Origin of the sequence: Marinilactibacillus psychrotolerans, assembly GCF_900101525.1 — a bacterium.
GTDB classification, from domain to species: Bacteria; Bacillota; Bacilli; order Lactobacillales; family Carnobacteriaceae_A; genus Marinilactibacillus; species Marinilactibacillus psychrotolerans.
The window spans coordinates 62,802-89,257 of record NZ_FMZD01000001.1 but is presented as its reverse complement, the minus strand read 5'-3'; the positions used below and the strand labels follow the sequence as shown (position 1 = coordinate 89,257).

Here is a 26,456-nt window from a genome sequence, read left to right as displayed (position 1 = left end):
CAAGATCTTGGAGAATGCTTTTTTTGCTTTATTTAATTGTTTCATTTTTTAAATCTGTTCTAACGACCATGACATCACAACGTGCATGACGGATAACGTATTCAGAAACTGACCCAACAAAAATTCGTTCAACTGCATTTAAACCAGTAGCTCCTAACATAATCAAATCAATATTTTCAGATTCAGGTATTTGTTTTGCAACAATGACCTTAGGAGACCCAAATTCTAATATAATTTTTACTTCTGATAATCCTTCATTTTTTGTATACTCTTTGTATTCTTTTAGAGTATTTTCGGCTTCTTGTCGTGCATTGTCAGCAATGGAGGCGTCAAATGTAGAAAATGACTGGTAAGCACGGGTATCAATGACATGGGCTAGTATAAGTGCTGCATTGTTACGTTTTGCTACTTCCACGGCTTTTCGAAATGCTTTTTCTGCCTCTTTGGAACCATCTATAGCAACTAATATTCTTCTATATTCTTGTAACATGGTTTACCACTCCTTTAAAATGTTTTCTTACTATTATTATACTAGAAATAATTTAAGAATATATACTAATAAGAAATAAAGATAAATTAAAAGTAGAAAACCACTCTACAAAAGTAGAGTGGTTTGAAAATCTAAGTATAAGAAATCCGATGGTGCCGGTTGATTGTCGTATTTGGTTGAACCCGCACAATAAGCAGGTGGGCTTCACCAGGAAAATGTCTGACGTCCAAGTGATAAGGCATGTCATAAATTTTCCTTTTAGAATCCCTATTCAAAAATAAAAATGTTCGGTCAACACATGTAGTCGACACCGCGTACACCTCAGAAATCTTATCTTTATAGTAGCATGAGCAATGAAATTTGTCAATGAACATAATTTATTATATAAGACTATTTGAGCGTATATATTAACAGGAAGCGTTTATTTATTTGAAATTCAAGTGTTAAACTTCTTATATTGTTTTGCTAATGCTTCTTCAAACTTACTAGAAGGATTGGGGAGATAATAAGTCTCGGACTTTAACGAATCTGGTAAATACTGTTGACTGACCCATGATCCAGGGAAACTATGGGGATATTTATATGAAACGCCCCGATCTAGATTTTTTGCACCTTTATAATGAGAATCTTTAAGGTGATTAGGTACTTGGCCGCTTTTGCCATTACGAACATCTGATAGGGCTTTATCTACAGCTACGATAGCAGAGTTTGATTTTTGAGAAAGAGATAGTTCAATAACTGCATTTGCTAGCGGAATACGTGCTTCGGGCAAACCAAGCTTTTCAGCGGCTTGTACAGCTGTTACAGCTCTAGCGGAACCAGCAGGGTTAGCTAGTCCAATATCTTCGTAAGCTACTACCATTAAGCGTCTACAGACAATCTGCAATTCGCCGGCTTCAAGTAATCGGGCCAGATAATGAAGCGCCCCGTGCACATCACTTCCGCGGATAGATTTTTGAAAAGCAGATATTACATCATAATGTGCATCCCCATCTTTATCGTGTGTCAGTACTTTACGCTGTAAACATTCTTCAACTATAGGAAGGGTAATATGAATCACTTTATCTGCGTCAGGCTTGGTTGATTCAGCAGCTAACTCCAATGCATTTAAAGCACTTCTCAGATCGCCATTTGTTCCTCTCGATAAATGGAGCAAAGCTTGCTCTTCCACTTGTAAGTTTAAGTGTCCTAATCCTTTCTCTGTATCGTCAATTGCCCGAAGTAGTGCTGATTGTATTTGAAATTCTGTTAATGGAAATAATTCAAATATTTGAGAACGACTTCTGATTGCAGGATGAATTGATATATAGGGATTTTCAGTAGTTGCCCCGATCATGATGATTCGACCATTTTCAAGATGTGGCAAAAGAAAATCTTGTTTTGGTTTATCTAAACGATGTACTTCATCTAATAGTAAAATAACTGTTCCACTCATTTTAGCTTCTTCAGCTACAATTTGTAAGTCCTTTTTTGTATCTGTCGCAGCATTAAGCATTCGAAAAGCATATTTAGTTGAACCGGCAATTGCGCTGGCAATGCTTGTTTTTCCGATCCCTGGGGGTCCGTAAAGAATCATTGAAGATAATCTTTTAGCTTCGACCATTCGCCAGATAATCTTTTCTTCACCGACAAGATGTTCCTGACCAACAAGTGTATCAATAGAAGTTGGGCGCATTCGATACGCAAGAGGTTGACTCAAATTTAGGACTCCTTTCTAGTAATCTTACTACTAGTATAACATGGTATTAATCGAATCTCTATTTTTGAACGTAAGTTTGCATGTTGTTATAAAGAGGTTCCGTAATCTTATACTGTCTCAATGAGAGACTTTGTGATAATATGTAAGTTGAATCAGCTCCAAGAAAGCATAGATGAGGTTTGAATAATGATGAATATTAAAGATATAATCAAAGTGAATAAACTTGAAAAATCAGTTTTAGAAGGTACCTTCGGAATTGAAAAAGAGGGTATACGTGTAGACGACAATCAAAAACTTGCTCTAACGGATCATCCAGAACTACTAGGGGACCGTTCTTACCATCCGTATATTCAAACAGATTTCAGTGAAGCTCAATTAGAATTGGTTACTCCCCCCGAGCATTCCTTAAAAGAAACATTTAAATGGTTAAATGCATTGAATGATGTTATGCAGCGGTCAGTCAAATCGGATGAGTATATCTGGCCTTTTAGCATGCCTGCTTGTCTTCCGGAAACAGAACAAATTCCAATTGTAAGAGTACGCGATCAGAAGGAAGTAGCGTATAGAGAAAAACTTGCCGAAAAATACGGAAAGAAAAAGCAACTAATCAGTGGAATACATTATAATTTTTCTTTTTCAGAGCAGTTTGTCAAAAAGGTATTTGATCATCAGACAGAATATGATTCAATTAAAGAAGTGAAAAATGAACTGCATTTAAAATTAGCAAGAAACTTTTTGAGATATCAATGGATATTGACTTATTTATATGGTGCTGCGCCATTTGCACATCACTCTTTTTTTGAACAAGATAAAGAAGAGACACCTTTAACAAAACCAGTTAGAAGTGTCCGGAATAGTTCGATGGGATATCATAATTCCACTGATGTCATTGTTAGATATGATGAAGTTGCACATTACGTAACGGATATTGAACAATTAGTAGCTGAAGGTATTTTAAGTGAAGAGCGAGAGTTTTATGGTGCTGCACGCTTGAGAGGAAACGCTAAAAAAATAGATCAGTTAAATCATACAGGAATCGAATATGTTGAATTTCGTCTTTTCGATTTAAATCCTTACAGTAAACTTGGAATTACAAATGAACAAGCACGCTTCATTCATCTGTTTTCTATCTTAATGATTTGGATAGAAGATTCTAAAGCAAAAGAAGCAATCAAAGAAGGAACAGAAAGAAACGAACAAACAGCTTCAGAAGATCCATTTGCTAAACCAGCTTATTATCAAGAAGGAATGAAACTTTTAAAAGAGATGCGGGCAATAGCCAATGAATTAAAAGTTGACTCTGAATACTTTGAGGTTATTAACCAGGCTGTGGAGGCCTTAGAGGATCCTTCTCAAACACTAGCAGGCCGATTAACCCAACAGATTGATTCAATCGATCAGTATTTAAAAGTAGGACGAAAACTTGGTACTCAATATAAGCAAGAAGCAAACGAAAAACCGTATCTACTGAATGGATTTGAAGGAATGGAGATGTCTTCGCAGTTACTCTTGTTTGATGCTCTTCAAAAAGGAATAACAGTAGAAGTGTTGGATGAAAGTGATCAATTCTTGAAATTGCAGTATAAAAATCATGAAGAATATGTAAAAAATGCTAACATGACCGCCAAAGATACCTATATTTCTCACTGGATCATGGAGAATAAGACAGTAACGAAAAAAATATTAAAGAGTAAAGGTTTTAATGTTCCAGATGGAGAAGAGTTTCAATCATTGGAAGCAGCAAAAGCAGCGTATTATAAGTTTAAGAATCGTTCAGTCGTAGTAAAACCGAAATCAACAAACTATGGATTAGGTATTTCGATATTTAAGAATTCTCCTCAAGAAGAAGATTTTAAAGAAGCACTGGAAATTGCTTTTAAAGAAGATACAGCCATATTAGTTGAAGAATTTGCAACAGGAACTGAATATCGATTTTTTATATTGGATGGAAAAGTGAAAGCCGTACTGCGTAGAGTTCCGGCGAATGTAAAAGGGAACGGCAGTCAGACGGTCAGAGAACTGATTGAACAAAAAAATATGGATCCGCTTAGAGGAACAAACCATAGAGCGCCTCTTGAAAAAATACAGTTCGGCAACGTTGAAGCATTGACTTTGAAAGAACAAGGATATACATTCGACAGTGTACCTGAATCAGGAGAAATCGTTTACCTTAGAGAGAATTCAAACATTTCAACTGGTGGAGACTCAATAGATTATACGGATAAAATGCACTCAAGTTATAAAGAACTTGCATCAAGAATGGCAGTGCCACTGGGAGTGAAAGTTACAGGAATCGATCTGATTATTCCTGATTACACTAAACCAAGTACTCCGGAGGATCCAGGTTATACTGTAATTGAAGCAAATTTCAATCCTGCCATGCACATGCATGCTTTTGTTACCGAAGGAAAAGGGAGAAGATTAACCAGAGACATTTTAGAAATGCTATTTCCAGAATTGTATTAAATCGAAGCCAGGAAGAATATAGAAAGAATGTGGAGAGATGGAAAGTACAATATATTTAGATTATGCAGCTACAAGTCCCATGTACCCAGAAGTAATAGAAGTTATGAGCGAAGCAATGCAGACTACTTTTGGAAATGCTTCAAGTATCCATCAATTTGGAAGAAAAAGCAGAGGATACTTGGATGAAGCAAGAGCTGTTTTTGCAAGGAGTATTCACGCAAACTCAAATGAAATCATCATTACCAGTGGTGGTTCTGAAAGTGATAATACAGCCATTTTAAAAACAGCAGAAAAATATAAGTCTATAGGAAAACATATTATTACAACGAATATCGAGCATGAAGCGGTATTAAAACCTATGAAATACCTTGAATCAAAGGGTTTTGATGTGACTTACTTGCCAGCAGATAAAGATGGATTTGTTAGCGCAGAACAAGTAAAAGCAGCTTTAAGAAATGATACGATCTTAGTATCCATTATGTCTGGAAATAATGAAGTAGGATCTATTATGCCCATAGCAGAAATTGGTTCTATATTAAAAAACAGCAATCCCGCAGTTGTTTTTCATACTGATGCTGTACAATCTTATGGATCTCAAGATATTGATGTTGACGAAATGAATATTGATCTTTTATCAGTATCAGCTCATAAAATAGGTGGACCTAAAGGGATCGGTTTTTTATATTGCAGAGAAAATATTAAATTACCTAGCCTAATACTAGGCGGAGAACAAGAAACAAAAAGACGAGCTGGAACAGAAAATATCCCCGCAATTATCGGCTTTCAAAAAGCTGTTGAATTGATGATGAAAGATAAAAAACAGCGTAATGTCTATTATCGTAAACTTAAAGAAAAACTTATTAACAACCTTAAGCAAGCAGGAGTAGACTTAGAAATTAATGGATCTTATGACTCATCACTGCCGCATATAGTGAGTATATATTTGAAGGGAATCGATGCAGAAAGATTGTTGATTCATTTAGACTTGGTAGGAATTGCAGTTTCCACAGGTTCAGCTTGTACAGCTGGTAACGTGGATCCAAGTCATGTATTGAGTGCAATGTTTGGAGTAGAGCATTCAGCTATAAGCGAAACAGTTCGGATTAGTTTAGGGCTGGGTACAACTGAAAAAGACATCGATAAAGTTGTTATTGAACTTTCAAAAATAATTAAACGGTTAAAGTAATTGACTTATATTGAAATGAAACCAAAAAAGGAGGAATTTTATTATGGCTACAAAGCCGATGGATGGATTGTTAGGGAGTAAAGATAAATATAAAGTAAGTTCAGAAGCAAAAAGATACACATTAAAGGATCATGGATTTTCAGAAAATAAAAATGGTGCTTTTATTTATGAAAGAACGCTAAGTAGGCTTGTCACTGACAAAGCGGCTCCAAAGTTAAAAATTACAATTTCCAAGGATTTAACTGAATTAAAAATCGTAACAGTCTCTAATAATGGATTAAAAAAAATTGATATCTATAAAGATGTAAATTACGAACAAGCTAGGACAATGGTAGAAGGAATATTTAATACTTTTTTAGAAGAAAATGTTTTAGAAAGAGCATAATAAGACTATAATGGGATCAAGTTGTATTAAAAGACCTTAATACAGCTTGATTTCTTTCTTTAAGTAAGTATAATGGAACAGACTGAAACTTACGAACCTTCAATTCGTGTATAGTTCAGAATCTAAACTGAAATGATGGTGATTTTATGACAGACAACTCGAAAACTAGAGTCGTTGTCGGAATGAGCGGAGGAGTGGACTCTTCAGTGACAGCCTTGATTTTAAAAGAACAAGGGTATGATGTGATTGGAGTGTTCATGAAAAATTGGGATGATACGGATGAATTTGGTGTTTGTACTGCAACGGAAGATTATAAAGATGTTGCATTAGTGGCAAATAAAATTGGGATTCCATACTATTCTATCAATTTTGAAAAAGAGTATTGGGATAAAGTATTTACCTATTTCTTAGATGAATATAAAAAAGGAAGAACGCCAAATCCTGATGTAATGTGTAACAAAGAAATTAAATTTAAAGCTTTTCTAGACTATGCAATGGAACTAGGAGCAGAATATGTAGCAACAGGCCATTACGCTCGTGTAACTAGAGATGAAAATGGTGTTACGCATATGCTCAGAGGAATCGATAATAATAAAGACCAAACTTATTTCTTGAACCAGTTATCTCAAGAGCAACTATCAAAAGTTATGTTTCCTCTTGGAGAAATGGACAAAAAAGAAGTACGTAGAATCGCTGAAGAAGCAGATCTTGCAACAGCAAAGAAAAAAGATTCGACAGGAATTTGTTTTATCGGAGAAAAAGACTTTAAAACATTCTTGATGAATTATCTGCCTGCTCAACCAGGTAAAATGTTGACTTTAGATGGTGAAGTAATGGGGCAGCATGATGGGCTTATGTATTACACGATCGGTCAAAGAAAAGGCTTGGGGATCGGTGGTAATGGTACATCTAATGAACCGTGGTTCGTAATTGGGAAAGATCTTGCTAAAAATGAATTATATGTAGGTCAAGGATATGAAAATCCTGTATTATATGCAACTCATTTAGATGCGAGTGATTTTTCATTTACAAATCATTCAGAAAAACCAACTAATTTTCACTGTACAGCCAAATTCAGATATAGACAAACGGATGTAGGCGTTACCGTTCAATTAGATAAAGAAAATAATACAGCACAAATTGAATTCGATGAACCAGCTCGTGCAATCACTCCAGGGCAAGCAATTGTATTGTATGATGGAGATGAATGTATAGGCGGCGGAACGATTGATGCTGCTTACAGCAAAGAAAAAGAACTACAATACGTTTAATCATAGGTAGAGAAAGAGACGAATGGTCGTTCATTTGTCTCTTTTTTACATGGGTATTATAAATTTATTTTAAATATAAAGACTAGAAAAACCACGTAGACTTCGTTAAAATAGACAGAGCGAAAGGATGGCGGAAAAATATGGAAAACGAAACACTTCAATTAGAAGAAAACCAAGAGAAGTATATAGTTGGAGAAGTGTCAGCGATCTATTTTTCTAATCCTTCTAATTTCTATAAAGTCATGCTGGTTGATTTGTCAGAAACAAATACTACTTACGATGGAACGCAAATTGTGATTACAGGGAATTTTGGACAGGTAACAGAAGGTGAAACTTATCAATTTTATGGTAAATTAACGGATCATCCTAAATATGGTTTACAGTTTCTAGCAGATCGTTATGCAAAAAAACAGCCTTCCAGCGGACAGGCTGTAGTTTCTTATTTATCCAGCAGCCGATTCAAAGGTATAGGTAAGAAAACAGCTGAGAGCATTGTCAATACTCTAGGTGAAGGTGTATTAGATTTGATACTTGATGATCCAAATCATTTAGATAAAGTACCTGGATTAAATCAGACAAGGAAACAAATGATAATGGATGTTCTCGAAAAAGAACAAGGAATGCAGCGAGTCATTCTAGCCTTGAACAAGTTCGGATTGGGTAATCAGTTAGCCTATAAAGTTTATCAGAAATTTGAAGGCAAGACATTATCGATCATTCAAGAAAATCCTTATCAATTAATTAAAGAAATTGAAGGAATAGGGTTTAACCGTGCGGATACCATAGCTGACGAGATTGGTATAAAAGCAGATGCACCAGAAAGGTTACAAGCAAGTATTCTTTATTCCATTCATGAACTTACTATCAGCGAAGGGGATACTTTTGCTTTAAGCAAACCCTTGCTAACCAGAAGTATACAAATTTTGGAAGAAAGTAGACCTTTCATTATTAATCCGGATTCAGTAGCGGATAATGTGATTGAATTAGTTCGACAGCAAGAGATTATCCAAGATGAAGATCGTTTTTATATTCCCTCACTGTTTGCTTCTGAATGGGGCGTATCTACAGCAATCGAACGATTACTTAGTTATTCAGATAAAATTGAAATCTCTTCAAAGCAAGTCGAAAAAAAACTGAGTCATTTAGAAAAAGCGATGGGAATCGAATATGGAGATTCTCAAAGATCAGCGATTGAAAAAGCACTGCATTCTCCAGTTTTTTTACTGACAGGTGGACCGGGTACAGGGAAAACGACAGTGTTGAAAGGTATTGTTAACTTATTTGCTGAATTAAATGATCTTTCATTAGATCCTGCAGAATATAAAGACGAAGCCTTCCCCATTCTTTTAGCAGCGCCAACGGGTAGAGCGGCTAAAAGAATGAAAGAAACAACGGGCCTACCTGCTTCTACGATTCATAGATTATTAGGGTTAACAGCAATGGATGATGAAGAAAGTCTTGATGATTCAGATCGAAACTTAAAAGGGAAACTTCTGGTAATTGACGAAATGTCAATGGTCGATACTTGGCTTGCCTATCAATTGTTCAAATCTATTCCAAATGATATGCAAGTAATTATGGTTGGAGATAAAGATCAGCTTCCTTCTGTTGGACCCGGACAAGTCTTGAGAGATTTTCTGGAAAGTGAAGTTATTCCAAAAAGTGAACTAAAGGATATTTACCGTCAAGGAAATGATTCTTCGATTATACCGTTAGCACATAAAATAAAAGAAAATCAGTTGCCTGATGATTTTAAAGATAAGAAAAAAGACCGTAGCTTTTTCCCATGTACAACGTCGAAAGTTTTAGATGTAATCACTCAAGTCGTGACTAAAGCAATTTCTAGAGGATATACTGCACAAGAAGTTCAAGTATTGGCTCCCATGTATAAAGGGCCGGCAGGAATCAATGTATTGAATAAGCATTTGCAGAACTTGTTTAATCCTAATGAACATAATGAAAAAAAAGAAGTTAACTTTATAGATAATGTCTATAGAATTGGTGATAAGGTTCTTCAACTCGTCAATGACCCTGAAAGAAATGTTTTTAATGGGGATATGGGAATCATTACGGGTATTATTCCTTCTAAAGAATCTGAAACGAAAACGGATAACCTGATTATTGATTTTGAAGGGAATGAGGTAACCTATTTACGCAATGAATGGAATAAATTAACGCTAGCCTATTGCTGCTCAATCCACAAGGCTCAAGGTAGCGAATATGATATGGTCATTTTGCCTATGGTTAATGGATATAGAAGAATGCTGAAAAAAGATTTACTTTATACAGCTGTTACTCGAGCGAGTCATTTTTTAATACTCTGTGGTGAAGAAAATGCATACAGAAAAAGCTTACAGTCAACAAGTATGTTAAGAAAAACAACGCTTAAAGAAAGATTGCTAGCTGAACAAAAATCTGATAGTAAATTAACGGCTTTCACAGAAAAAGTAAACGAGGAAACGCCAAATCAACTAGAAGGATATAAAACAAAAAAAGAGAAAACTAATATTTTGACTCCGCTTATGGTTGAAAAAAATGTAGTAGATCCTTTAGTAGGGATGGCAGATTTATCACCTTACACTGTATAAATTATAATAAATGACCACTTTTAGATAAAAGTGTTCATTTATGGTTCTTATCCTATATTAATTCAACAGGTTCTTTTGGTTATTTTTAGTCTGGAACTTCTATCTATTCTCAAGGCGTAAAGAGTTTTTTAATTCATAAATAAATAGTAATAGACCATAATTATTAAATGAAAAAGTGTCTATTATGTGGTTAAGGATGATAATTTACTCATGAAGGCGCAATCATGGTTGTTGAAAGGCTAAGCGTAATGATAGAATGACTCGAACAAAGGTTACTGAAGGAGGAAATGAATGTTTAAATTAGCGAAGCGGTTTACGTTAGATGCAGTAGATTACGTTTATATTGTTATTGGGTGTCTAATCACAGCAGTAGCGTTCCAAGTATTCTTGCTGCCAAATGATATTGTTTCAGGTGGAGTATCTGGGCTGTCAATTATAGCCAATAATCTCTATAATCTTGATCCAGCAATTTTTCAATATTCGGTAAACATTCCGTTATTAATTCTATGTTTTGTATTATTAGGAAAAGCTGCAGGGTACAAAACGATTTTAGGTAGTTTATTACTACCCTTTTATTTAATGTTTTTAGGTGATCTAGATCCCTTAACGCATGATCCCTTTTTAGCGGCAGTTTTTGGTGGTGTCTTTACTGGACTAGGATTGGGAATTGTATTTAGAGCTAAAGCCACAACTGGTGGAACAAGTGTAATTGTTCAGTTATTATATCAATTTGCCCATTTACAACTTGGTATTAGTACTGTAATAGTAGATGGATTTGTTATCTTCTTAGCTTTGGTGGTATTCAATCCTGAAACTGTAATGTATTCACTGATTTCACTATTTTTGATTTCTCGAACAATCGACTTAGTTCAATTAGGATTTAATCGAAATAAGAATATATTTATCATCTCGGATAGTCCTCAAGAAATCAAACGTGAAGTACTCCACACCCTTGAAAGAGGTGTGACAAACTTGGGAGTACGTGGCGGATATGGAAATACTGAGAAAGATATGTTAATGGTTGTTATACAAGAAAGAGAATTTACCTTACTAAAAGAAACAGTGCTGGAAGTTGACCCAGATGCCTTTGTAGTTGCAATGAGTGCGAGCGAAGTATTAGGGCGTGGCTTCTCTTTACACAAACAGTTTAGTACCGAAGATTCTAATTTCTAAATTGAGATAATAACGATTGCTAAAAGAATATTGGGTTGACTATATTTTTAAACTAAGCTATACTCATTTTATTCGAACTTTAGGATATATGATGAAATCAGCTATTTTAGAGAGGTCCTTTTAAAGGTGAAAGGGGATCAATAGTGCACATCATTCGCTCCCTAATTTTATTTGTATGAGAAATCATACCGTTTCTTGGCGTTAACAAGATTTAAGAGGTAATGACAGACTGAATAGTGTCATTGCAAACAAGGTGGTACCGCGTAAAGTCGTCCTTGTGAGCAATGGAATTATTCAGTTTTTTTGTTGAAAAAAATAGATAAATGATACAAGAAAGGAAATATTTTATGAAGCAATTAAACAGTTCCGAACTTAGACAATTATATCTTGACTTTTTTGCGGAGAAAAATCACAAAATTGAAAAAAGTGCTTCACTAGTCCCAATAGATGATCCTTCGTTGCTTTGGGTCAATTCAGGTGTAGCAACAATGAAAAAATATTTTGATGGATCAGTGAAACCGAGCAATCCAAGGTTAGCTAGTTCTCAAAAAAGTATTAGAACAAATGATATTGAAAATGTGGGTAAGACTGCTAGACATCATACCTTATTTGAAATGCTTGGAAATTTTTCTATTGGAGATTATTTCAAAGAAGAAGCCATTATGTGGGCTTGGGAATTTTTAACTGATGAAAAATGGATAGCAATGGATCCGGACAAGTTATATGTAACAGTGTATCCAGAAGACAAAGAAGCATATAAAATCTGGCATGAAAAAGTTGGATTAAATGAAGATCACATTGTAGAAGAAGAGGGGAATTTCTGGGATATTGGAGAAGGCCCATGCGGTCCTAATTCAGAAATCTTTTATGATCGTGGACCTGCTTTCAATGACTTATCTGAGAATGATCCTGAAAACTATCCAGGAGGAGAAAATGAAAGATGGCTTGAGATTTGGAATTTAGTATTTTCTCAATTTAATCATAAGCCCGACGATACTTATGATCCATTACCTAATAAAAACATTGATACGGGAATGGGACTTGAACGTATGCTTTCAGTCATTCAAAATGTACCAACGAATTTTGAAACTGATTTATTTATGCCGATTATTAATAAAGTTGAAGAAATCTCTGGAAATACCTATGTTAAAGGTTCTGACAAACAAACGAGTTTTAAAGTAATAGCAGATCATGTTCGTGCTATATCATTTGCGATCGGAGATGGAGCGTTACCATCAAATGAAGGTCGCGGTTACGTGTTGCGTCGCTTGTTACGTCGTGCAATCATGCATGGTCGTAAATTAGGAATTGAAAAACCATTTTTAGCTAAACTTGTTCCAGTTGTTGGAGAAATAATGCGAGAACATTACCCTGAAATTTTGGAAAAAACGCCTTTTATAACTAAAGTGATTCTAAACGAAGAAGAACGATTCCATGAAACACTGGCAGAAGGTCTTGGTCGGTTAAATGAAATAACAGAACAAATGAAAAAAGCAGACGAAACGGTTCTCAATGGAGAAGCTGCTTTTCAATTATATGATACTTTTGGATTCCCAGTCGAATTGACTGAAGAAGTTGCAGAGGAACGAAATCTTACAGTTGATCTAGAAGGTTTTGAAAATGAAATGAGAAAACAAAGAGAACGTGCTAGATCAGCTCGTAACGAAGAAGGTTCAATGTCTGTACAAAGCGATTTATTGACAAAACTTAATAAAAATAGCGAATTTATTGGATACGGAAATATGACAACTGAAGGAACACTAGAAGCAATTATAGCTGATGATGAATTCAAAGGTTCAATTGAAAAAGGAAAAAACGTTCGATTAGTATTTGATGTAACGCCATTCTATGCTGAAAAAGGCGGGCAAATTGGAGACACAGGTACTGTAAAAAATCACGCAGGTGAGGTTGTAGCGACAGTAAAAAATGTTAAATCTGCACCGGCAGGACAACCTTTGCATGAAGTAGAAGTACTTGCTTCACTGAAAAAAGGTGATGTTTATATCCTTGAAGTTGATCATCGACGTCGCAACTTGATTGAGAGAAATCATACAGCTACCCACTTACTTCATCAAGCATTAAAAGATGTCTTAGGCAGTCATGCTAATCAAGCCGGTTCACTAGTTGCACCAGATCAGTTAAGATTTGATTTTACGCATTTTGGACAAGTAACTGATAATGAACTGAAACAAATGGAAACAATTGTGAATCAGAAAATTTTTGATTCACTTCCTGTCACTACTGTAGTTACTTCAATCGAAGAAGCAAAAAAACTGGGCGCAATGGCTTTGTTTGGTGAAAAATATGGAGATGAAGTCCGTGTTGTAATGATTGGACAATATTCTAAAGAATTTTGTGGAGGTACCCATGTTTCAAACACATCTGATATAGGGTTATTCAAGATTATCTCTGAATCAGGAATTGGTGCTGGAACTAGAAGAATTATTGCTAAGACAAGCGAAGGTTATTACAAATGGATGGAAAATCAATTATCTGTTTTACAGCATATTAGTGATCAACTAAAAGCTCAGACTGTTGAAGAACTTCCTAATAAATTAGAACAACTACAACAAGATTTTAAAGAGCTAAAACAAGAGAATGAATCGCTTAGCTCTAAATTAGCAAATACTCAAGCAGATGATATATTTACTAAAATAGATAACTCAGAAGGTATCACTTATATTGCACAAGAAGTTCAAGTGAAAGATATGAATCAATTGAGACAATTAGCTGATAAATGGAAGCAAGAAAATTACTCAGATATTCTTGTTTTAGGTTTGAAAAATCAAGATAAAGTAAATTTGATTGCATCAATGAGTAGTCATGCAATTGAGAAGGGCTTTAAAGCTGGAGATTTAATTAAGTCAATTGCCCCATTAGTTGGTGGCGGTGGCGGTGGACGTCCAGATATGGCACAGGCAGGAGGAAAGAATCCAGAAGGACTGTCTAAAGCATTGGAATCTGTCAGCAATTGGATCAAAGTAAATAGTTGAAATTGAGAACTATTTATTTCGCCTTATAAGAATCCTTGCTTTCTAAGTAGAGTAAAAGTTTAGAAAGCAAGAATCTAGTAAATGATTGCAAATTATTTGAATAAACCGATTTATTCGTCATTGTACTTTCGGTTATTTTCTTGTAAAATAACATCACATAAGCTTTTTCTCTAAAATCAATCATCAGTCAAACTATGCTTATGAAGTACGGAGGGGAAATTATGACTTCAAATGACCATACAGTACGTTTTAGTGTGAATAATAACGATGAATACAATGTGAAAGACACATTGAAAATTGTTTATAAAGCACTTGAAGAAAAAGGATACAACCCTATCAATCAAATCGTAGGTTATTTACTGTCTGGAGATCCGGCTTATATCCCTAGACATAACGATGCCAGAAATCTGATCAAAAGACATGAGAGAGATGAAATTTTGGAAGAATTGATGACGAAGTATCTAGAAAGTGATAACTAAGTAAATGCGAATAATGGGATTAGATGTAGGATCTAGAACTGTAGGTGTAGCAGTCAGCGATCCTTTTGGATGGACGGCTCAAGGTATAGAAATTATTAAAATCAATGAAGAAAAAGAAGATTTTGGAATTGTAAGAATGTCGGAACTCGTAAAAGCCTACGAAATAGAAAAATTTATTGTAGGATTGCCTAAGAATATGGATAGTTCTATAGGTCCAAGAGCAGAAGCATCATATAGGTATGGCAAACTGTTAGAAGAGACCTATCATCTTCCAGTAGAATATCAAGATGAGCGATTGACCACCATTCAAGCTAACCGAATGCTGATAGAAGAAGGAAATACCTCAAGAAAAAAAAGGAAGCTAGTCATTGATAAGTTAGCTGCGGTAATGATTTTACAAGGCTATTTAGATCGACAATCAAATAATAATTAGGAGACGATATTATGTCACACGAACATGAACACGATCATGATCATATCACAATAATTGATGAAGAAGGAAATGAAGAATTATACGAAATTCTTTTTACGTTTGATTCAGATGATTTTGAAAAATCATACGTCCTTGTATATCCTGCGGGAACAAGTGAAGGTGAAGAAGTAGAATTATCTGCATTTTCATACACAGAGAATGATGGTGGGTTAGAAGGAACATTAAGTGCAATCGATTCTGACGAAGAATGGGAAATGATTGAAGAAGTTTTAAATACTTTTATCGAAGAAGAAGAAGAGTAAATTTATTTCTGTGTAAAATAGTCATTTGAAATGCTAACTGAGGTTTCTAATGACTATTTTGTTTTGCAGTCATAAAAATTGGTTTGAAAGAAGAAAAAGGGAAATGATTATTTATAAAAGAATGTTATAGAAGACAGTCAAAATTTTATCTTTAATATTCAAGGTTGATTGTGTATAATGAAAAGGATATAAACACTTTTAAAAAGGAATGGATTAAATATGCCTGACCAGGAATCAAAGCATACTGTGCGTAAAATAGTACTAAGTATTGTAGCTATTTTGATCACCTTAATTATTATTCTAGGGTTTTCAGGCTATCACTACTATACCTCGTCTCTAAAACCTTTAGACCCGGACAGTACAGAAGAAATATCAGTAGAAATACCTATAGGATCTTCTCGTACGGATATTGCTCGTATTTTAGAAGAAAAAGGAATTATTAACAGCGCGTTCGTTTTTAACTATCACTTAAGATTCAATGGTGAACAAGGGTTTCAGGCGGGACACTATAAGTTTTCTCCTTCATTATCATCAGATGAGATTGTTGAGAGTCTAAAAAAGGGCGGGTCTCCGATAACTGAAGAATCTACTGGAAGCATAACGGTTCCAGAAGGGTATACAATAGAACAAATTGCTGGTGTAATCAGTGAGAATACTGATTACTCTGAAGATGAGTTTTTTGACCTAGTACAAAGTGAAGAGTTTCTTCAGAAAAAACGTGATGAGTTTCCCAAGCTTTTGAATAGTGCTTATGATGCTAGAGAAGACACTTTATATAAATTAGAAGGGTATCTTTATCCCGCAACGTATGACTTTTATGAGGAAACTACTTTAGAAGAGCTTGTAACACAAATGCTTTCTAGAATGGATCAAGTTATGCAAAAATTCTATACAGATATTGATTCTCAAGAGACATCTGTTCACCGTATTTTAACAATTGCTTCTTTTATTGAAAGAGAAGGCATTACTCCTGAAGATAGAAAGCTAATATCTGGTGTGTTTTACAATAGGTTAGCGATAAATATGCCGCTTCAAACAGATGTTAGTGTGACCTATGCATTGGGCGAACATCAAGAGCGCATCACGTATGATGACCTTGAAACAGATTCTCCTTATAATCTTTACCAACATACAGGTATTGGACCTGGTCCTGTAAATAGTCCTGCTGAGGCATCGATTGATGCAAGTATGTATCCGACTAAAACAGATTATATGTATTTTATAGCGGATCTATCAACCAAAGAAGTATATTTCTCCGAAACCTACCAGCAACATCTTGAATTACGAGACGAATTAAATTAAAGAGCATTGAGTCCTTCGACTCAGTGCTTTTATTAAGAACAAAACGATCTGATAAATGGATCATAAGCGTTCAACTGAAAGGAAAATTGAGATGAAAAGTACAAAACCCATAGTAATAGGCGTTACTGGAGGTTCTGGTAGTGGAAAGACAAGTGTCAGTCAAGCGATCTATAATCATTTCCCTGGTAGATCTATTATGATGTTGGAACAAGATTCTTATTATAAGAATCAGGACCATTTAAACTTTGAAGAGAGATTGAACACGAATTACGATCACCCATTCGCTTTTGATACAGACTTATTGATTCAGCATTTGTTTAAGCTGCTCAATTATGAAACAATTGAAAAACCTGTATATGATTATACAAAACATACTCGAAGCAATGAAGTCATTGTGCAAGAACCTAAAGAAGTGATTATTTTAGAAGGTATACTTATCTTAGAAGATCCAAGACTCCGAGAATTGATGGACATTAAAGTCTATGTCGATACAGATGATGATATCAGGATAATTCGTCGAATCAAAAGAGACATTGAAGAACGGGCGCGTACTTTGGATCACGTAATTGAACAGTACCTCGGTGTGGTTAAACCAATGCATACACAATTTATTGAACCTACCAAAAAGTATGCAGATATCATTATTCCAGAAGGTGGAAGGAATCAAGTAGCAATAGACTTGATGACAACCAAAATTGATACGATCTTTAAAAACCGTTCTCTATGATGAAAATTCTATGCTTAAAATATCCTAACAAAACGCTTTACAAGATGTTAAGTTCGTGGTATCTTGTTTCCATTGAGATTATAAACTCAGAGTTTGAATCAAAAACTATAAATAAGGTAAAAAGATACTAGTTCTTTTGTTTGAACATTAATTATAATATATGAGGTGAAGCATTTGATGACAGAAAAAGTATATCCAATGACTTTAGAAGGTAAAGAAAAATTGGAGAACGAATTAAACGAATTAAAATCAGTGAAAAGAAAAGAAGTTGTAGAACGAATCAAAATCGCACGTGGATTTGGAGATTTATCTGAAAACTCTGAATATGAATCTGCAAAAGACGAGCAAGCATTTATTGAAGGGCGCATCAGCACCGTAGAAAATATGCTGCAAAATGCTGAGATTATTGATAACTCTAAAGCTAAAACAGATGAAGTTTCTCTTGGACGTTCAGTTACTTTTAAAGAACTTCCAGATGGTATTGATGAAGAATATACAATCGTAGGAAAAGCTGAAGCGGATCCTTTCTCTGGTAAAATTTCAAATGAATCTCCAATTGCTCAGGCACTTTTAGGAAAGAAAGTCGGAGAAATTGTTTCTATTGAAACGCCAGGTGGATCAATGGAAGTTGAAATTACAAAAGTATTTTGAAATAAACAAGAATCTGATCAAAAGATAGTTTAGGCTATCTTTTGATTTTTTTTTTACCTATTTCAAAAATCATACTTTAGGCTGATTTTCGCTTTCAAGTAATGCTATTATCTGATATATTCGCTATACTATAATTACTATAGAATAGCTAGGAGCATGTAAAATGAATCGTCCAATTTTTAAGATAATTATGGGTTTGCTTGGAATTTGGTTACTTTATGATCTTGTAACAGATCCACTGATTCTCATTTTATTAATAGGGAGTATCCTATTAATGTTTTTTTCTGACAGAATTTTTAAATCTCATGAAAAGCAAGGCAATCTTTTTTGGCTAGGGCTTATATTATTCTTCCTTTCTATTCTGTTTACTAGTGCAGTATGGGTCATTTTGATTGTATTATTGATTTTCAAAGTTGGAGAAGATCACCGAATGTTTAAGACTGTCAAAGATCCTCTTACCAAAAAGCAGACTAAATGGCGAGAAAAGGAATATGTAGCTGTACAGTTTAAAGAGCATGAAGAAGAAACTGTGCAAATGTCTAGAAAAAAATGGTTTGGCGATGATTCGATTGGCTATGATATTTATGAATGGGACGATATAAATTTTACTAAAATAATGGGTGATACAGTTATTGATTTAGGTAACACCATTTTACCTAAACAGGAAAATATCGTCTTGATAAGAAAAGGAATTGGTGAAACTAAAATACTCATACCTGATGAAGTTGGGGTTTCATTAGATATATCTTTATTACTTGGTAAAGTCAAAGTGGGCCATGATGAACTGGACTTGAAAAATGAAACACTAAAATGGCAATCTCCTTCCTATCATTTGAGTTCAAGAAAAATCAAGGTCGTGCTGAACGTATTAGTGGGCGAAGTAGAGGTGGTATTTTTATGAGAAAAAATGCCACTGAATTTTCTAAATACTTTTTCTTGTTTTTCTTATTGATCTTTGTATTTACTTTATTCATCTGCTTTACCTTTACAGATGAAAATTGGTTTTATATGATGTTTGAATATAAATTCTCAGGATTTCCACTAATATTTTACTTAGTTTTCTTTTCTGTTTTTTTAACAATTATCATGCTTGCTTATATGAAATCATTTGAAAGAAAGAAATTGAAGAAAGTAGAAGAAGGTCTTAAAATGATGTCAAAAGGACATTATTCTGCTTCTATATTTTTAGATATGTACTCATTAGATACCCCATTACAAGTGAATAAAGAAATAGACCGCCAGTTCATTAATCTTCACGAGAAATTAATGCGTATGGCAGAGGAAGCAATCAGTGCTAGCCAACGTTCTACTCAGATGAGTAATGAAACAAAAATTGAAATTCTCGAGCAAGAACGACACAGAATTGCTAGAGAGTTACATGACTCTGTAAGTCAGCAGTTATTTGCAGCCTCTATGATGCTGAGTGCCGTCAATCAGCAATCGGATGAATTGGATGAAAAGTTTAAAACACAGTTGGATTTAATTGAAAAAATCATTAACGATTCACAAACGGAAATGCGGGCACTTCTTCTGCACTTAAGACCTGTTAAGTTGGACGGCAAAACATTAAAGCAAGGAATTGAACAATTATTAAAAGAACTTTGTACAAAAATCAGTACGGATATTCGGTTTGAAATTGAAAATGTAAGATTGCCAGATGGGATAGAAGACCACTTATTTAGAATCGTTCAGGAATTACTCTCCAATGTATTGAGACATGCAAAAGCAGAAGAACTGGAAGTATATCTTAAAAAAGTTCATGAAACAGTTCAACTCAGAATGATAGATGATGGTGTAGGTTTTGATATGAATTCTAAAAAATCAGGAAGCTATGGCCTTGAGAATATACGTGAAAGAATCAATGGAATTGGCGGAAATGTAAAAATTATTTCGTTTCCCAATAAAGGGACGAGTATTGAAATTAGCATACCAATTATAGCAGGAGGAAAAAAATGATTCGACTATTGCTAGTAGATGATCATCAAATGGTTCGATTAGGATTATCTTCTTATTTTTCTATACAAGAAGACATTACTGTCATTGGAGAAGCAGAAGATGGTCAACAAGGGTTTGAAATTGCATTAAAAGAAAAACCAGATATTATATTAATGGATCTAGTCATGGAAGTAATGGATGGTATTGAGTCAACCCAGAAAATTTTAAAAGAATGGCCGGAAGCAAAAATAATCATTTTAACTAGTTTTATTGATGATGAAAAAGTCTTCCCAGCCATGGAAGCAGGTGCTTCAGGTTATCTTTTGAAAACCTCTTCAGCAAGTGAAATTGCGGAAGCTATCCGTTCTACATATAATGGAGATCCATATTTTGAAACAGAAGTTACAGAAAAAATTCTGGATCGGGAAAGTACTAAGCAAAAGACTATTTTGCACGATGATTTGACGAACCGCGAAAAAGAAGTGTTGCAACTGATTTCCCAAGGATATTCTAATCAGGAAATTGCAGATTCACTTTTTATCACTTTAAAAACAGTAAAAACACATGTATCTAACATTTTATCTAAACTACAAGTTGAAGATCGCACTCAAGCCGCTATATATGCATTTAGACATGATTTAGTAGAATAATAGGGAATTAAAAAAAGAAAACGCTAAAGCAAAAATAATCTGCTTTAGCGTTTTTATTTAGGTTATTTCGTTAAAATAACTGGTAAGATAATTGGCTTACGTTCTGTTTCAGCAAATAGGAATTGTTTGATATCCTCAATTAAGTCATTTCGCATTTTATACTCATTCACTTGTTTATACTCAAATGAACGAGTGATACTTTCAAATGCCACTTTTTGAGCACCATGAATCAATTGTTCTGACTCACGCATATAAATGAATCCTCTAGAAATGATATCAGGACCAGCCAAAATTGAGCGCTTATCCGTATCAATTGTAGCAACTACGACAACCAAACCATTATCGGAAAGTAATTTACGATCTTTTAGAACGACGCTTCCAATATCTCCAATACCACTACCATCAATATAGACATCTTGTGCAGTAAATTCACCAGCACGTCTAGCAGAATCTTCAGTAAATGCTACAATTTCACCATTATCTAAAATGAAACAGTTTTCTTCTGGCACACCGGTTTTCATAGCCAAATTAGCGTGGATTCTCTGCATGCGATGTTCACCATGAATTGGAACAAAAAATTTAGGTTTCATTAATCGAAGCATTAATTTTTGTTCTTCTTGTCCACCATGACCAGAGGTATGGATATTATTGACTTTTCCGTGAATGACATTTGCGCCTGCTTCTAATAACTGGTTAATTACCCGGTTAACGCTGACGGTGTTTCCAGGAATCGGTGAGCTTGAGAACACCACTGAATCTCCTGGTTGGATTGAGATTTGTCGATGGGTACCGTTTGCGACACGACTCAAGGCTGCCATCGGTTCCCCTTGAGAGCCGGTACACAATATCAGAACTTCATTATCTTTGTATTTTTTCAGTTCATTAGGATGGATAAAGGTTCCTTCTTCAGCCACAATATAACCAAGTTCCTGGCCAGTTTCTAGTGAGGTAACCATACTGCGTCCAAAAACAGCAATCTTACGTCCTGTAGCATTCGCTGCTTTAACGACTTGCTGTACTCTGGAAATATTAGAAGCGAAAGTAGCGAATATAATTCTACCATCAATTTTCTTCAATAAGTTTTGGATGGAGTCCCCAACAACTTGTTCTGATTTTGTGAAGTTAGGAACTTCAGCATTGGTACTATCAGATAGCAGAGCTAGTACACCTTCTTCACCAATCTTTGCCATCTTATGCAGATTTGCAGGTTCACCTACAGGAGTAAAGTCAAACTTGAAATCTCCAGTCTGAACGATATTTCCGTTAGGTGTTTTAACAACAATTCCGTATGACTCAGGTACACTGTGGGTAGTACGGAAGAAAGAAACAGATGTCTTTCTAAATTTCACAACTGTATCTTCGTTGATTTCGTTTAATTCAGCCGAACGGAGTAATTGATGTTCATTCAGTTTATTTCGGATAAGAGCTAAGGCAAGCTTACCGGCATAAACAGGAATATTTAATTGTTTTAGTAAATAAGGAATTCCGCCAACGTGATCTTCGTGACCATGCGTAATGAAAAGCCCTTGGATCTTATCTTTATTTTCAAGAATGTAAGAATAATCAGGAATAACATAGTCGATTCCTAACAAATCATCTTCAGGAAATTTGATTCCTGCATCGATTAAAATGATCTCGTCTTGAAATTGTACTCCGTACGTATTTTTTCCGATCTCATTCAGCCCACCTAATGCAAAGATGGCTGCTTCGTTATTTTTAATATTCGGTTTCATTATAAATCTCCTTTTAAAATTGTTTTCATTCAGATTTTATGATGTTGGAGTTTGCATAAAAAAAGCAAACCTCTATATAAAAAACATATTCAGGTTGTATTTTATATATTATGAAAAAAGCCACTATAGATGTAAAGTCAATCATGACATGGCTCAAACTTGATTTTCATTTTTTATATCCGTCCGATAAGTTGGCATAACTTTACCAACAGCTATATTGATTCTACCATACTAACTCAAATAAGTATAGAAGAAGCAAATCACACAAAAAGAACATTCATGAATAGAACTTGAATATAACGAGTATCAATATACTGTAATTCTATAATATTAAGCTAAGATAAATTGTGTGGAATGGATTACACACGGTATACTGAATTCGTGTATAATAATTATGTATAAATTAAATGAGGAGATCCGTATGAATAAAAAAATGATTTACTTTGATATTGATGGAACATTGTTAACAGATGAAAAAACTATTTTAAGCAGCACTAGAGAAGCTATTGATCGCTTGCAGAAAAATGGTCATGAAGTAGCGATTGCAACAGGTAGAAACGCTGTTATGGCAAAAGAACTGATTGATGAGTTGAATTTGCCCAATTATATAGTCTGTAATGGAGCGGCTGGGTTTTTTCACCATGAGATGGTTTATTCAAACCCTTTGGATAAAGAATCGATTAATCGGTTAATTCAAGTAGCTGATGCAAATGGTCATCAACTGATTTATGAAACTGCAAAAGATTTAAAAAGGCGAAGTCACAAGATTAACCACGCGGTTGAATCGGGAATGAAACATGTTGGATTTGACGTACCGGATCATGAGACTGATTTTTATAAATATAATGATTTAACACAATTACTGATATTTTATACTGAAGAAGAGAGACATTTGTATGAAGATGGTCAATTTCCTGAGTTTAGGTTTGTTAGATGGTATGAAAAAGGGATGGATGTTCTGCCGGCTAATGGTTCGAAGTTCGAAACAATCTTTAAGTTATCAACGGATAAAGGATTTAAAAAAGAAGATATCATCGCTTTCGGAGATGGCATGAATGATTATGAAATGATCGGAAATGTAGGAGTTGGAGTTGCCATGGGAAATGCTGAATCTATCGTTAAAGATGTTGCAGGCATAGTTACAGACACCAATAATAACGATGGAATATACAAAGCATTGAAGAAACTATCTTTGATTTAGTACAGAATTGGTAATGTATTAAAAAATTTCTGAAATAAAAGGCTAAGATTCCCTCTGAATTACGAGTGCTTTATAGACAAGCTTTAAAAATCTAGGATGAAATTATCTTGGAAAAATAAAAAGAACAGTAAATTTTTACTGATAAAAACAATTAATATCGCAGTTAGAGAAGTGAACTTTTAAGATAGGTTGATATCAAAAACAGTTAAAGTGATTTTCAATTTATATTTGAAAGAAGTTATAATAAGTAATTTCAATTTATATAGCATGTTTAGTGTTTTTGAATCAAAAGTTGAAACAAGTTAAAACATTATTTATAATTAAATAGTAAGTAATCTGCCGAATTAAATTTATTGATAAATGGTATTTAATTATTGTGATTAAGAAATGGAGATGATTATGGATATAAACAATGATAGGGTTATTTTACCTTACCAACATGTTTCTCAGAAAGTCCTATTGGGGTTTTTGCTAGGGTTTTCATTTTTATTTATTGCCGTTTCATTTTATTTTAATTCATTTGAAGAAATAATAAATGGTCAATTCAAAATTTTAACTTCGCCATCTAATTTAACAACTGATTATTTTGCATTAACCACTGTAGGGGCCACATTTTTTAATTCAGGTATATTAATGATTCATTCTCTTGTATTGATGAAAATGACAAAAGCTAGAATAAATGGTCCTTTGATTGCAGCTTTCTTTACTGTTGCAGCCTTCTCTTTTTTTGGAAAAAATTTGTATAACTCTATGCCGATCGTTTTAGGTGCATTTTCTTATGCTTGGATCACGAAAGTATCAGCTAAAAAATCACTTTTAGCAGCATTATTTGGTACTGCCTTGGGACCTTTAGTAAATGAGATTACGTTCAATATTGGTCTGCCAATTCTCCCTGGAATTCTACTGGGCAATAGTGTAGGTTTTGTATCAGGCTTTATTCTTCCGCCATTAGCGCACCATTTTGTAGGTTTTACAAAAGGCTTTAGTCTCTATAATATCGGATTTTCCAGCGGAGTAGTTGGTACGATAGTCACATCAATCTTAAGAGCGACTGGGGTAGTGATAGAGCCGGTTTCTCTCCTTTCCAGCGGGTATAATCTACCGTTATCTATTTTATTCTTCTTTGTATTCGCTTCATTACTGGTATTTGGGCTATATCAAAATGGATGGTCTTTCAAAGGTTATGGTTCAATTACTAAACATTCAGGTCAGCTTTCGACTGATTTTCTGGAAAAGACAGGTTTCAGCCTAACCTTAATTAATATGGGATTACTAGGATTAGTAGCGACTACATTTGTACTAGTACTAGGAGGAGAATTGAACGGGCCAACAATTGGAGGTATATTAACAGTTGTTGGTTTTGGAGCGTTTGGTAAGCATTTAAAAAATGTATTGCCTATACTATTGGGTGTTATATTGATTGGATATCTCAATTCGTATGATATGAGTGCAACTTCTGTGATTATTGCTGGTTTATTTGGGACAACAGTAGCACCAATTGCTGGAAGGTATGGATTTTTCATGGGGATGGTAGCAGGTGGATTGCATTTGACGGTTGTGAGCAATACAAGTTATCTTCATGGAGGAATCAATTTATATAATAACGGCTTTGCCGGGGGATTTGTAGCTGCTTTAATGATTCCGCTTCTCGAAGCTGTACACTATCATAGAGAACAGAGACGTGAATTAAGAGAACCAGTGGATCCGGCCGAAGAAATAGAATTAGAAAAAGAAAAAAGCTGAGAGTGCCATTTTGAACTGTAAGAGATTGATCTCTTTTACAGTTCAAAATGACAATATCTCAGCTTTTTAGTTATTATGCCCCAAGAATGTCTATGCCGTCTGGCAATGCTAGAGGATTTTCTGGGTCTATACGATCATAAAACATTACACCATTTAAATGATCAATTTCATGTTGAACGACTATAGCGGGATAGCCACGCAATCGTTCTTTGTGTTTACTGCCGGTCGTATCATAGTATTCAACAGTGATTCTTTTGTGACGCGGGACTATACCAGGTACTTCACGATCAACAGATAAACAACCCTCTCCGTCAGGAAGACACGTCTGCTGAACAGAGTGACTGATGATTTTAGGATTAATCAATACAGTACTATATTCAGGGATATCTGATTCTTCATCGCTAGAAGGAACGTGGACTGCAATCAAGCGGCTAGAAACGTTCACTTGAGGAGCGGCGATACCAACGCCTCCACGTAACTCGTATTTTTCTGCGATATCTGGATCTTGACTATTTTTTAAAAACTGTAACATATCTTCTGCTAGCTGTACTAGTTCTTCAGTTAACGGAAATTCAATATCTTTTGCTATTTTTCTTAACGTAGGATGTCCTTCGCGTATAACGTCATCCATAGTAATCAAAGCAAACACTCCTTAATTAAGTAATCTGATGAGTATAATCTATCCTAGTTATTTTAGCAGTTTTCAAGCGATATTGCACGTGACAATTGCTTTATTTCAACGTAAAGGTTGGTTCATAAAAAATAAATAAAAATAGGATAAATTTATTTTAATGATATAGTGAACTCAATCACATAGTTATATTTTCAAAAATTCAGAAAAACACAGTAACCAAAAGCAACAATATTATATAACAGTTTAATAGTCTGTATTACTATTGATTTTAATATATAACAATAAAACTAATTTTTTAATTGAAACACTTGTCTAGTTCGCTTGATCACAAAGTGTGTGATCCCCTTGATGTATCAACGTTTATAAGCTTTATGTTATATGATATTGCTTGCAAAGTTAGCGTATGCGTGGTAAA

22 protein-coding genes and 1 other RNA gene are annotated in these 26,456 nt (G+C 34.5%); 18 read left to right on the top strand and 5 right to left on the bottom strand.

The genetic code is table 11. From position 1 onward, the window contains the following. Positions 1-28 precede the first annotated feature (28 nt). The 3 genes from BLT22_RS00400 to BLT22_RS00390 all read right to left on the bottom strand — a co-directional run bounded on the left by BLT22_RS00400 (position 29) and on the right by BLT22_RS00390 (position 2,189). Entirely contained in the window at positions 29-490 is a 462-nt protein-coding gene (locus BLT22_RS00400) for a universal stress protein (RefSeq protein WP_087058821.1), read from the bottom strand. 139 nt (positions 491-629) lie between these two features. Beyond that, positions 630-821: non-coding RNA, 6S RNA (ssrS, locus tag BLT22_RS00395), on the bottom strand. Positions 822-926: 105 nt separating this feature from the next. After that, positions 927-2,189 carry a replication-associated recombination protein A gene (locus BLT22_RS00390; RefSeq protein ID WP_087058823.1) on the bottom strand — a complete coding sequence of 421 codons (1,263 nt, stop codon included), beginning with the start codon at positions 2,187-2,189 and terminating at the stop codon, positions 927-929. Positions 2,190-2,375: 186 nt separating this feature from the next. On the opposite strand from BLT22_RS00390, the gene gshAB reads away from it, so the two are divergent. The 16 genes from gshAB to BLT22_RS00310 all read left to right on the top strand — a co-directional run bounded on the left by gshAB (position 2,376) and on the right by BLT22_RS00310 (position 20,730). After that, positions 2,376-4,655, top strand: a complete 2,280-nt coding sequence (gene gshAB, locus BLT22_RS00385; protein ID WP_091759411.1) for a bifunctional glutamate--cysteine ligase GshA/glutathione synthetase GshB — start codon at positions 2,376-2,378, stop codon at positions 4,653-4,655. A gap of 37 nt (positions 4,656-4,692) precedes the next feature. Then, positions 4,693-5,841, top strand: a complete 1,149-nt coding sequence (locus tag BLT22_RS00380) for a cysteine desulfurase family protein (RefSeq protein ID WP_091759408.1) — start codon at positions 4,693-4,695, stop codon at positions 5,839-5,841. Between the two features lie 43 nt (positions 5,842-5,884). After that, the gene (locus BLT22_RS00375; protein WP_087058830.1) at positions 5,885-6,226 is read left to right on the top strand and encodes a hypothetical protein; all 342 of its coding nucleotides are present in this window, start codon (positions 5,885-5,887) and stop codon (positions 6,224-6,226) included. A gap of 146 nt (positions 6,227-6,372) precedes the next feature. Continuing rightward, positions 6,373-7,497, top strand: a complete 1,125-nt coding sequence (gene mnmA, locus BLT22_RS00370; protein ID WP_091759405.1) for a tRNA 2-thiouridine(34) synthase MnmA — start codon at positions 6,373-6,375, stop codon at positions 7,495-7,497. A 140-nt stretch (positions 7,498-7,637) separates the two neighbouring features. After that, a complete protein-coding gene (recD2, locus tag BLT22_RS00365; protein WP_087058834.1) occupies positions 7,638-10,085 on the top strand; it encodes an SF1B family DNA helicase RecD2 in 2,448 nt (815 codons plus the stop codon). Between the two features lie 291 nt (positions 10,086-10,376). Further along, a complete protein-coding gene (locus BLT22_RS00360) occupies positions 10,377-11,258 on the top strand; it encodes a YitT family protein (RefSeq protein ID WP_087058836.1) in 882 nt (293 codons plus the stop codon). Positions 11,259-11,605: 347 nt separating this feature from the next. After that, complete coding sequence (gene alaS, locus BLT22_RS00355; protein ID WP_091759402.1) at positions 11,606-14,251, top strand: alanine--tRNA ligase; 2,646 nt, start codon at positions 11,606-11,608, stop codon at positions 14,249-14,251. A gap of 221 nt (positions 14,252-14,472) precedes the next feature. Next, positions 14,473-14,730 carry an IreB family regulatory phosphoprotein gene (locus BLT22_RS00350; RefSeq protein WP_087058840.1) on the top strand — a complete coding sequence of 86 codons (258 nt, stop codon included), beginning with the start codon at positions 14,473-14,475 and terminating at the stop codon, positions 14,728-14,730. 4 nt (positions 14,731-14,734) lie between these two features. Next, positions 14,735-15,163 (top strand): Holliday junction resolvase RuvX, encoded by a 429-nt coding sequence (ruvX, locus tag BLT22_RS00345; RefSeq protein ID WP_087058842.1) that lies wholly within the window; start codon positions 14,735-14,737, stop codon positions 15,161-15,163. Positions 15,164-15,174: 11 nt separating this feature from the next. Continuing rightward, complete coding sequence (locus BLT22_RS00340; protein WP_091759398.1) at positions 15,175-15,465, top strand: DUF1292 domain-containing protein; 291 nt, start codon at positions 15,175-15,177, stop codon at positions 15,463-15,465. A gap of 219 nt (positions 15,466-15,684) precedes the next feature. After that, positions 15,685-16,767, top strand: a complete 1,083-nt coding sequence (gene mltG / locus BLT22_RS00335) for an endolytic transglycosylase MltG (protein WP_091759394.1) — start codon at positions 15,685-15,687, stop codon at positions 16,765-16,767. Between the two features lie 91 nt (positions 16,768-16,858). Next, positions 16,859-17,494: a uridine kinase gene (gene udk, locus BLT22_RS00330; RefSeq protein WP_087058848.1), complete on the top strand. Its 636-nt coding sequence runs from the start codon at positions 16,859-16,861 to the stop codon at positions 17,492-17,494. Between the two features lie 177 nt (positions 17,495-17,671). Further along, positions 17,672-18,145, top strand: a complete 474-nt coding sequence (gene greA / locus BLT22_RS00325; RefSeq protein ID WP_087058850.1) for a transcription elongation factor GreA — start codon at positions 17,672-17,674, stop codon at positions 18,143-18,145. A 163-nt stretch (positions 18,146-18,308) separates the two neighbouring features. Then, positions 18,309-19,046: a cell wall-active antibiotics response protein LiaF gene (gene liaF, locus BLT22_RS00320; protein ID WP_091759391.1), complete on the top strand. Its 738-nt coding sequence runs from the start codon at positions 18,309-18,311 to the stop codon at positions 19,044-19,046. Further along, the gene (locus tag BLT22_RS00315) at positions 19,043-20,101 is read left to right on the top strand and encodes a sensor histidine kinase (protein ID WP_091759386.1); all 1,059 of its coding nucleotides are present in this window, start codon (positions 19,043-19,045) and stop codon (positions 20,099-20,101) included. Before liaF ends, BLT22_RS00315 begins: the two co-directional genes overlap by 4 nt. Continuing rightward, positions 20,098-20,730: a response regulator transcription factor gene (locus tag BLT22_RS00310; protein ID WP_091759383.1), complete on the top strand. Its 633-nt coding sequence runs from the start codon at positions 20,098-20,100 to the stop codon at positions 20,728-20,730. Before BLT22_RS00315 ends, BLT22_RS00310 begins: the two co-directional genes overlap by 4 nt. Positions 20,731-20,792: 62 nt before the next feature. Here BLT22_RS00310 and rnjA read toward each other — a convergent pair whose 3' ends face one another. After that, positions 20,793-22,463, bottom strand: a complete 1,671-nt coding sequence (rnjA, locus tag BLT22_RS00305) for a ribonuclease J1 (RefSeq protein WP_091759380.1) — start codon at positions 22,461-22,463, stop codon at positions 20,793-20,795. 421 nt (positions 22,464-22,884) lie between these two features. On the opposite strand from rnjA, the gene BLT22_RS00300 reads away from it, so the two are divergent. Continuing rightward, the gene (locus BLT22_RS00300; protein WP_087058860.1) at positions 22,885-23,664 is read left to right on the top strand and encodes a Cof-type HAD-IIB family hydrolase; all 780 of its coding nucleotides are present in this window, start codon (positions 22,885-22,887) and stop codon (positions 23,662-23,664) included. A gap of 399 nt (positions 23,665-24,063) precedes the next feature. Then, positions 24,064-25,407 (top strand): DUF1576 domain-containing protein, encoded by a 1,344-nt coding sequence (locus tag BLT22_RS00295; protein ID WP_176935240.1) that lies wholly within the window; start codon positions 24,064-24,066, stop codon positions 25,405-25,407. A gap of 73 nt (positions 25,408-25,480) precedes the next feature. Here the strand turns inward: BLT22_RS00295 and def are convergent, their stop codons facing one another. Then, positions 25,481-26,047, bottom strand: coding sequence for a peptide deformylase (gene def, locus BLT22_RS00290; protein ID WP_091759373.1), 567 nt, complete (start codon positions 26,045-26,047; stop codon positions 25,481-25,483). Positions 26,048-26,456 lie beyond the last annotated feature (409 nt).

Coding starts and splice junctions, on each gene's coding strand:
- BLT22_RS00400 (WP_087058821.1), bottom strand. CDS start 490: ATGTTACAAGAATATAGAAGAATATTAGTTGCTATAGATGGTTCCAAA.
- gshAB (WP_091759411.1), top strand. CDS start 2,376: ATGATGAATATTAAAGATATAATCAAAGTGAATAAACTTGAAAAATCA.
- BLT22_RS00380 (WP_091759408.1), top strand. CDS start 4,693: ATGGAAAGTACAATATATTTAGATTATGCAGCTACAAGTCCCATGTAC.
- BLT22_RS00375 (WP_087058830.1), top strand. CDS start 5,885: ATGGCTACAAAGCCGATGGATGGATTGTTAGGGAGTAAAGATAAATAT.
- mnmA (WP_091759405.1), top strand. CDS start 6,373: ATGACAGACAACTCGAAAACTAGAGTCGTTGTCGGAATGAGCGGAGGA.
- recD2 (WP_087058834.1), top strand. CDS start 7,638: ATGGAAAACGAAACACTTCAATTAGAAGAAAACCAAGAGAAGTATATA.
- BLT22_RS00360 (WP_087058836.1), top strand. CDS start 10,377: ATGTTTAAATTAGCGAAGCGGTTTACGTTAGATGCAGTAGATTACGTT.
- alaS (WP_091759402.1), top strand. CDS start 11,606: ATGAAGCAATTAAACAGTTCCGAACTTAGACAATTATATCTTGACTTT.
- BLT22_RS00350 (WP_087058840.1), top strand. CDS start 14,473: ATGACTTCAAATGACCATACAGTACGTTTTAGTGTGAATAATAACGAT.
- ruvX (WP_087058842.1), top strand. CDS start 14,735: ATGCGAATAATGGGATTAGATGTAGGATCTAGAACTGTAGGTGTAGCA.
- BLT22_RS00340 (WP_091759398.1), top strand. CDS start 15,175: ATGTCACACGAACATGAACACGATCATGATCATATCACAATAATTGAT.
- mltG (WP_091759394.1), top strand. CDS start 15,685: ATGCCTGACCAGGAATCAAAGCATACTGTGCGTAAAATAGTACTAAGT.
- udk (WP_087058848.1), top strand. CDS start 16,859: ATGAAAAGTACAAAACCCATAGTAATAGGCGTTACTGGAGGTTCTGGT.
- greA (WP_087058850.1), top strand. CDS start 17,672: ATGACAGAAAAAGTATATCCAATGACTTTAGAAGGTAAAGAAAAATTG.
- liaF (WP_091759391.1), top strand. CDS start 18,309: ATGAATCGTCCAATTTTTAAGATAATTATGGGTTTGCTTGGAATTTGG.
- BLT22_RS00315 (WP_091759386.1), top strand. CDS start 19,043: ATGAGAAAAAATGCCACTGAATTTTCTAAATACTTTTTCTTGTTTTTC.
- BLT22_RS00310 (WP_091759383.1), top strand. CDS start 20,098: ATGATTCGACTATTGCTAGTAGATGATCATCAAATGGTTCGATTAGGA.
- rnjA (WP_091759380.1), bottom strand. CDS start 22,463: ATGAAACCGAATATTAAAAATAACGAAGCAGCCATCTTTGCATTAGGT.
- BLT22_RS00300 (WP_087058860.1), top strand. CDS start 22,885: ATGAATAAAAAAATGATTTACTTTGATATTGATGGAACATTGTTAACA.
- BLT22_RS00295 (WP_176935240.1), top strand. CDS start 24,064: ATGGATATAAACAATGATAGGGTTATTTTACCTTACCAACATGTTTCT.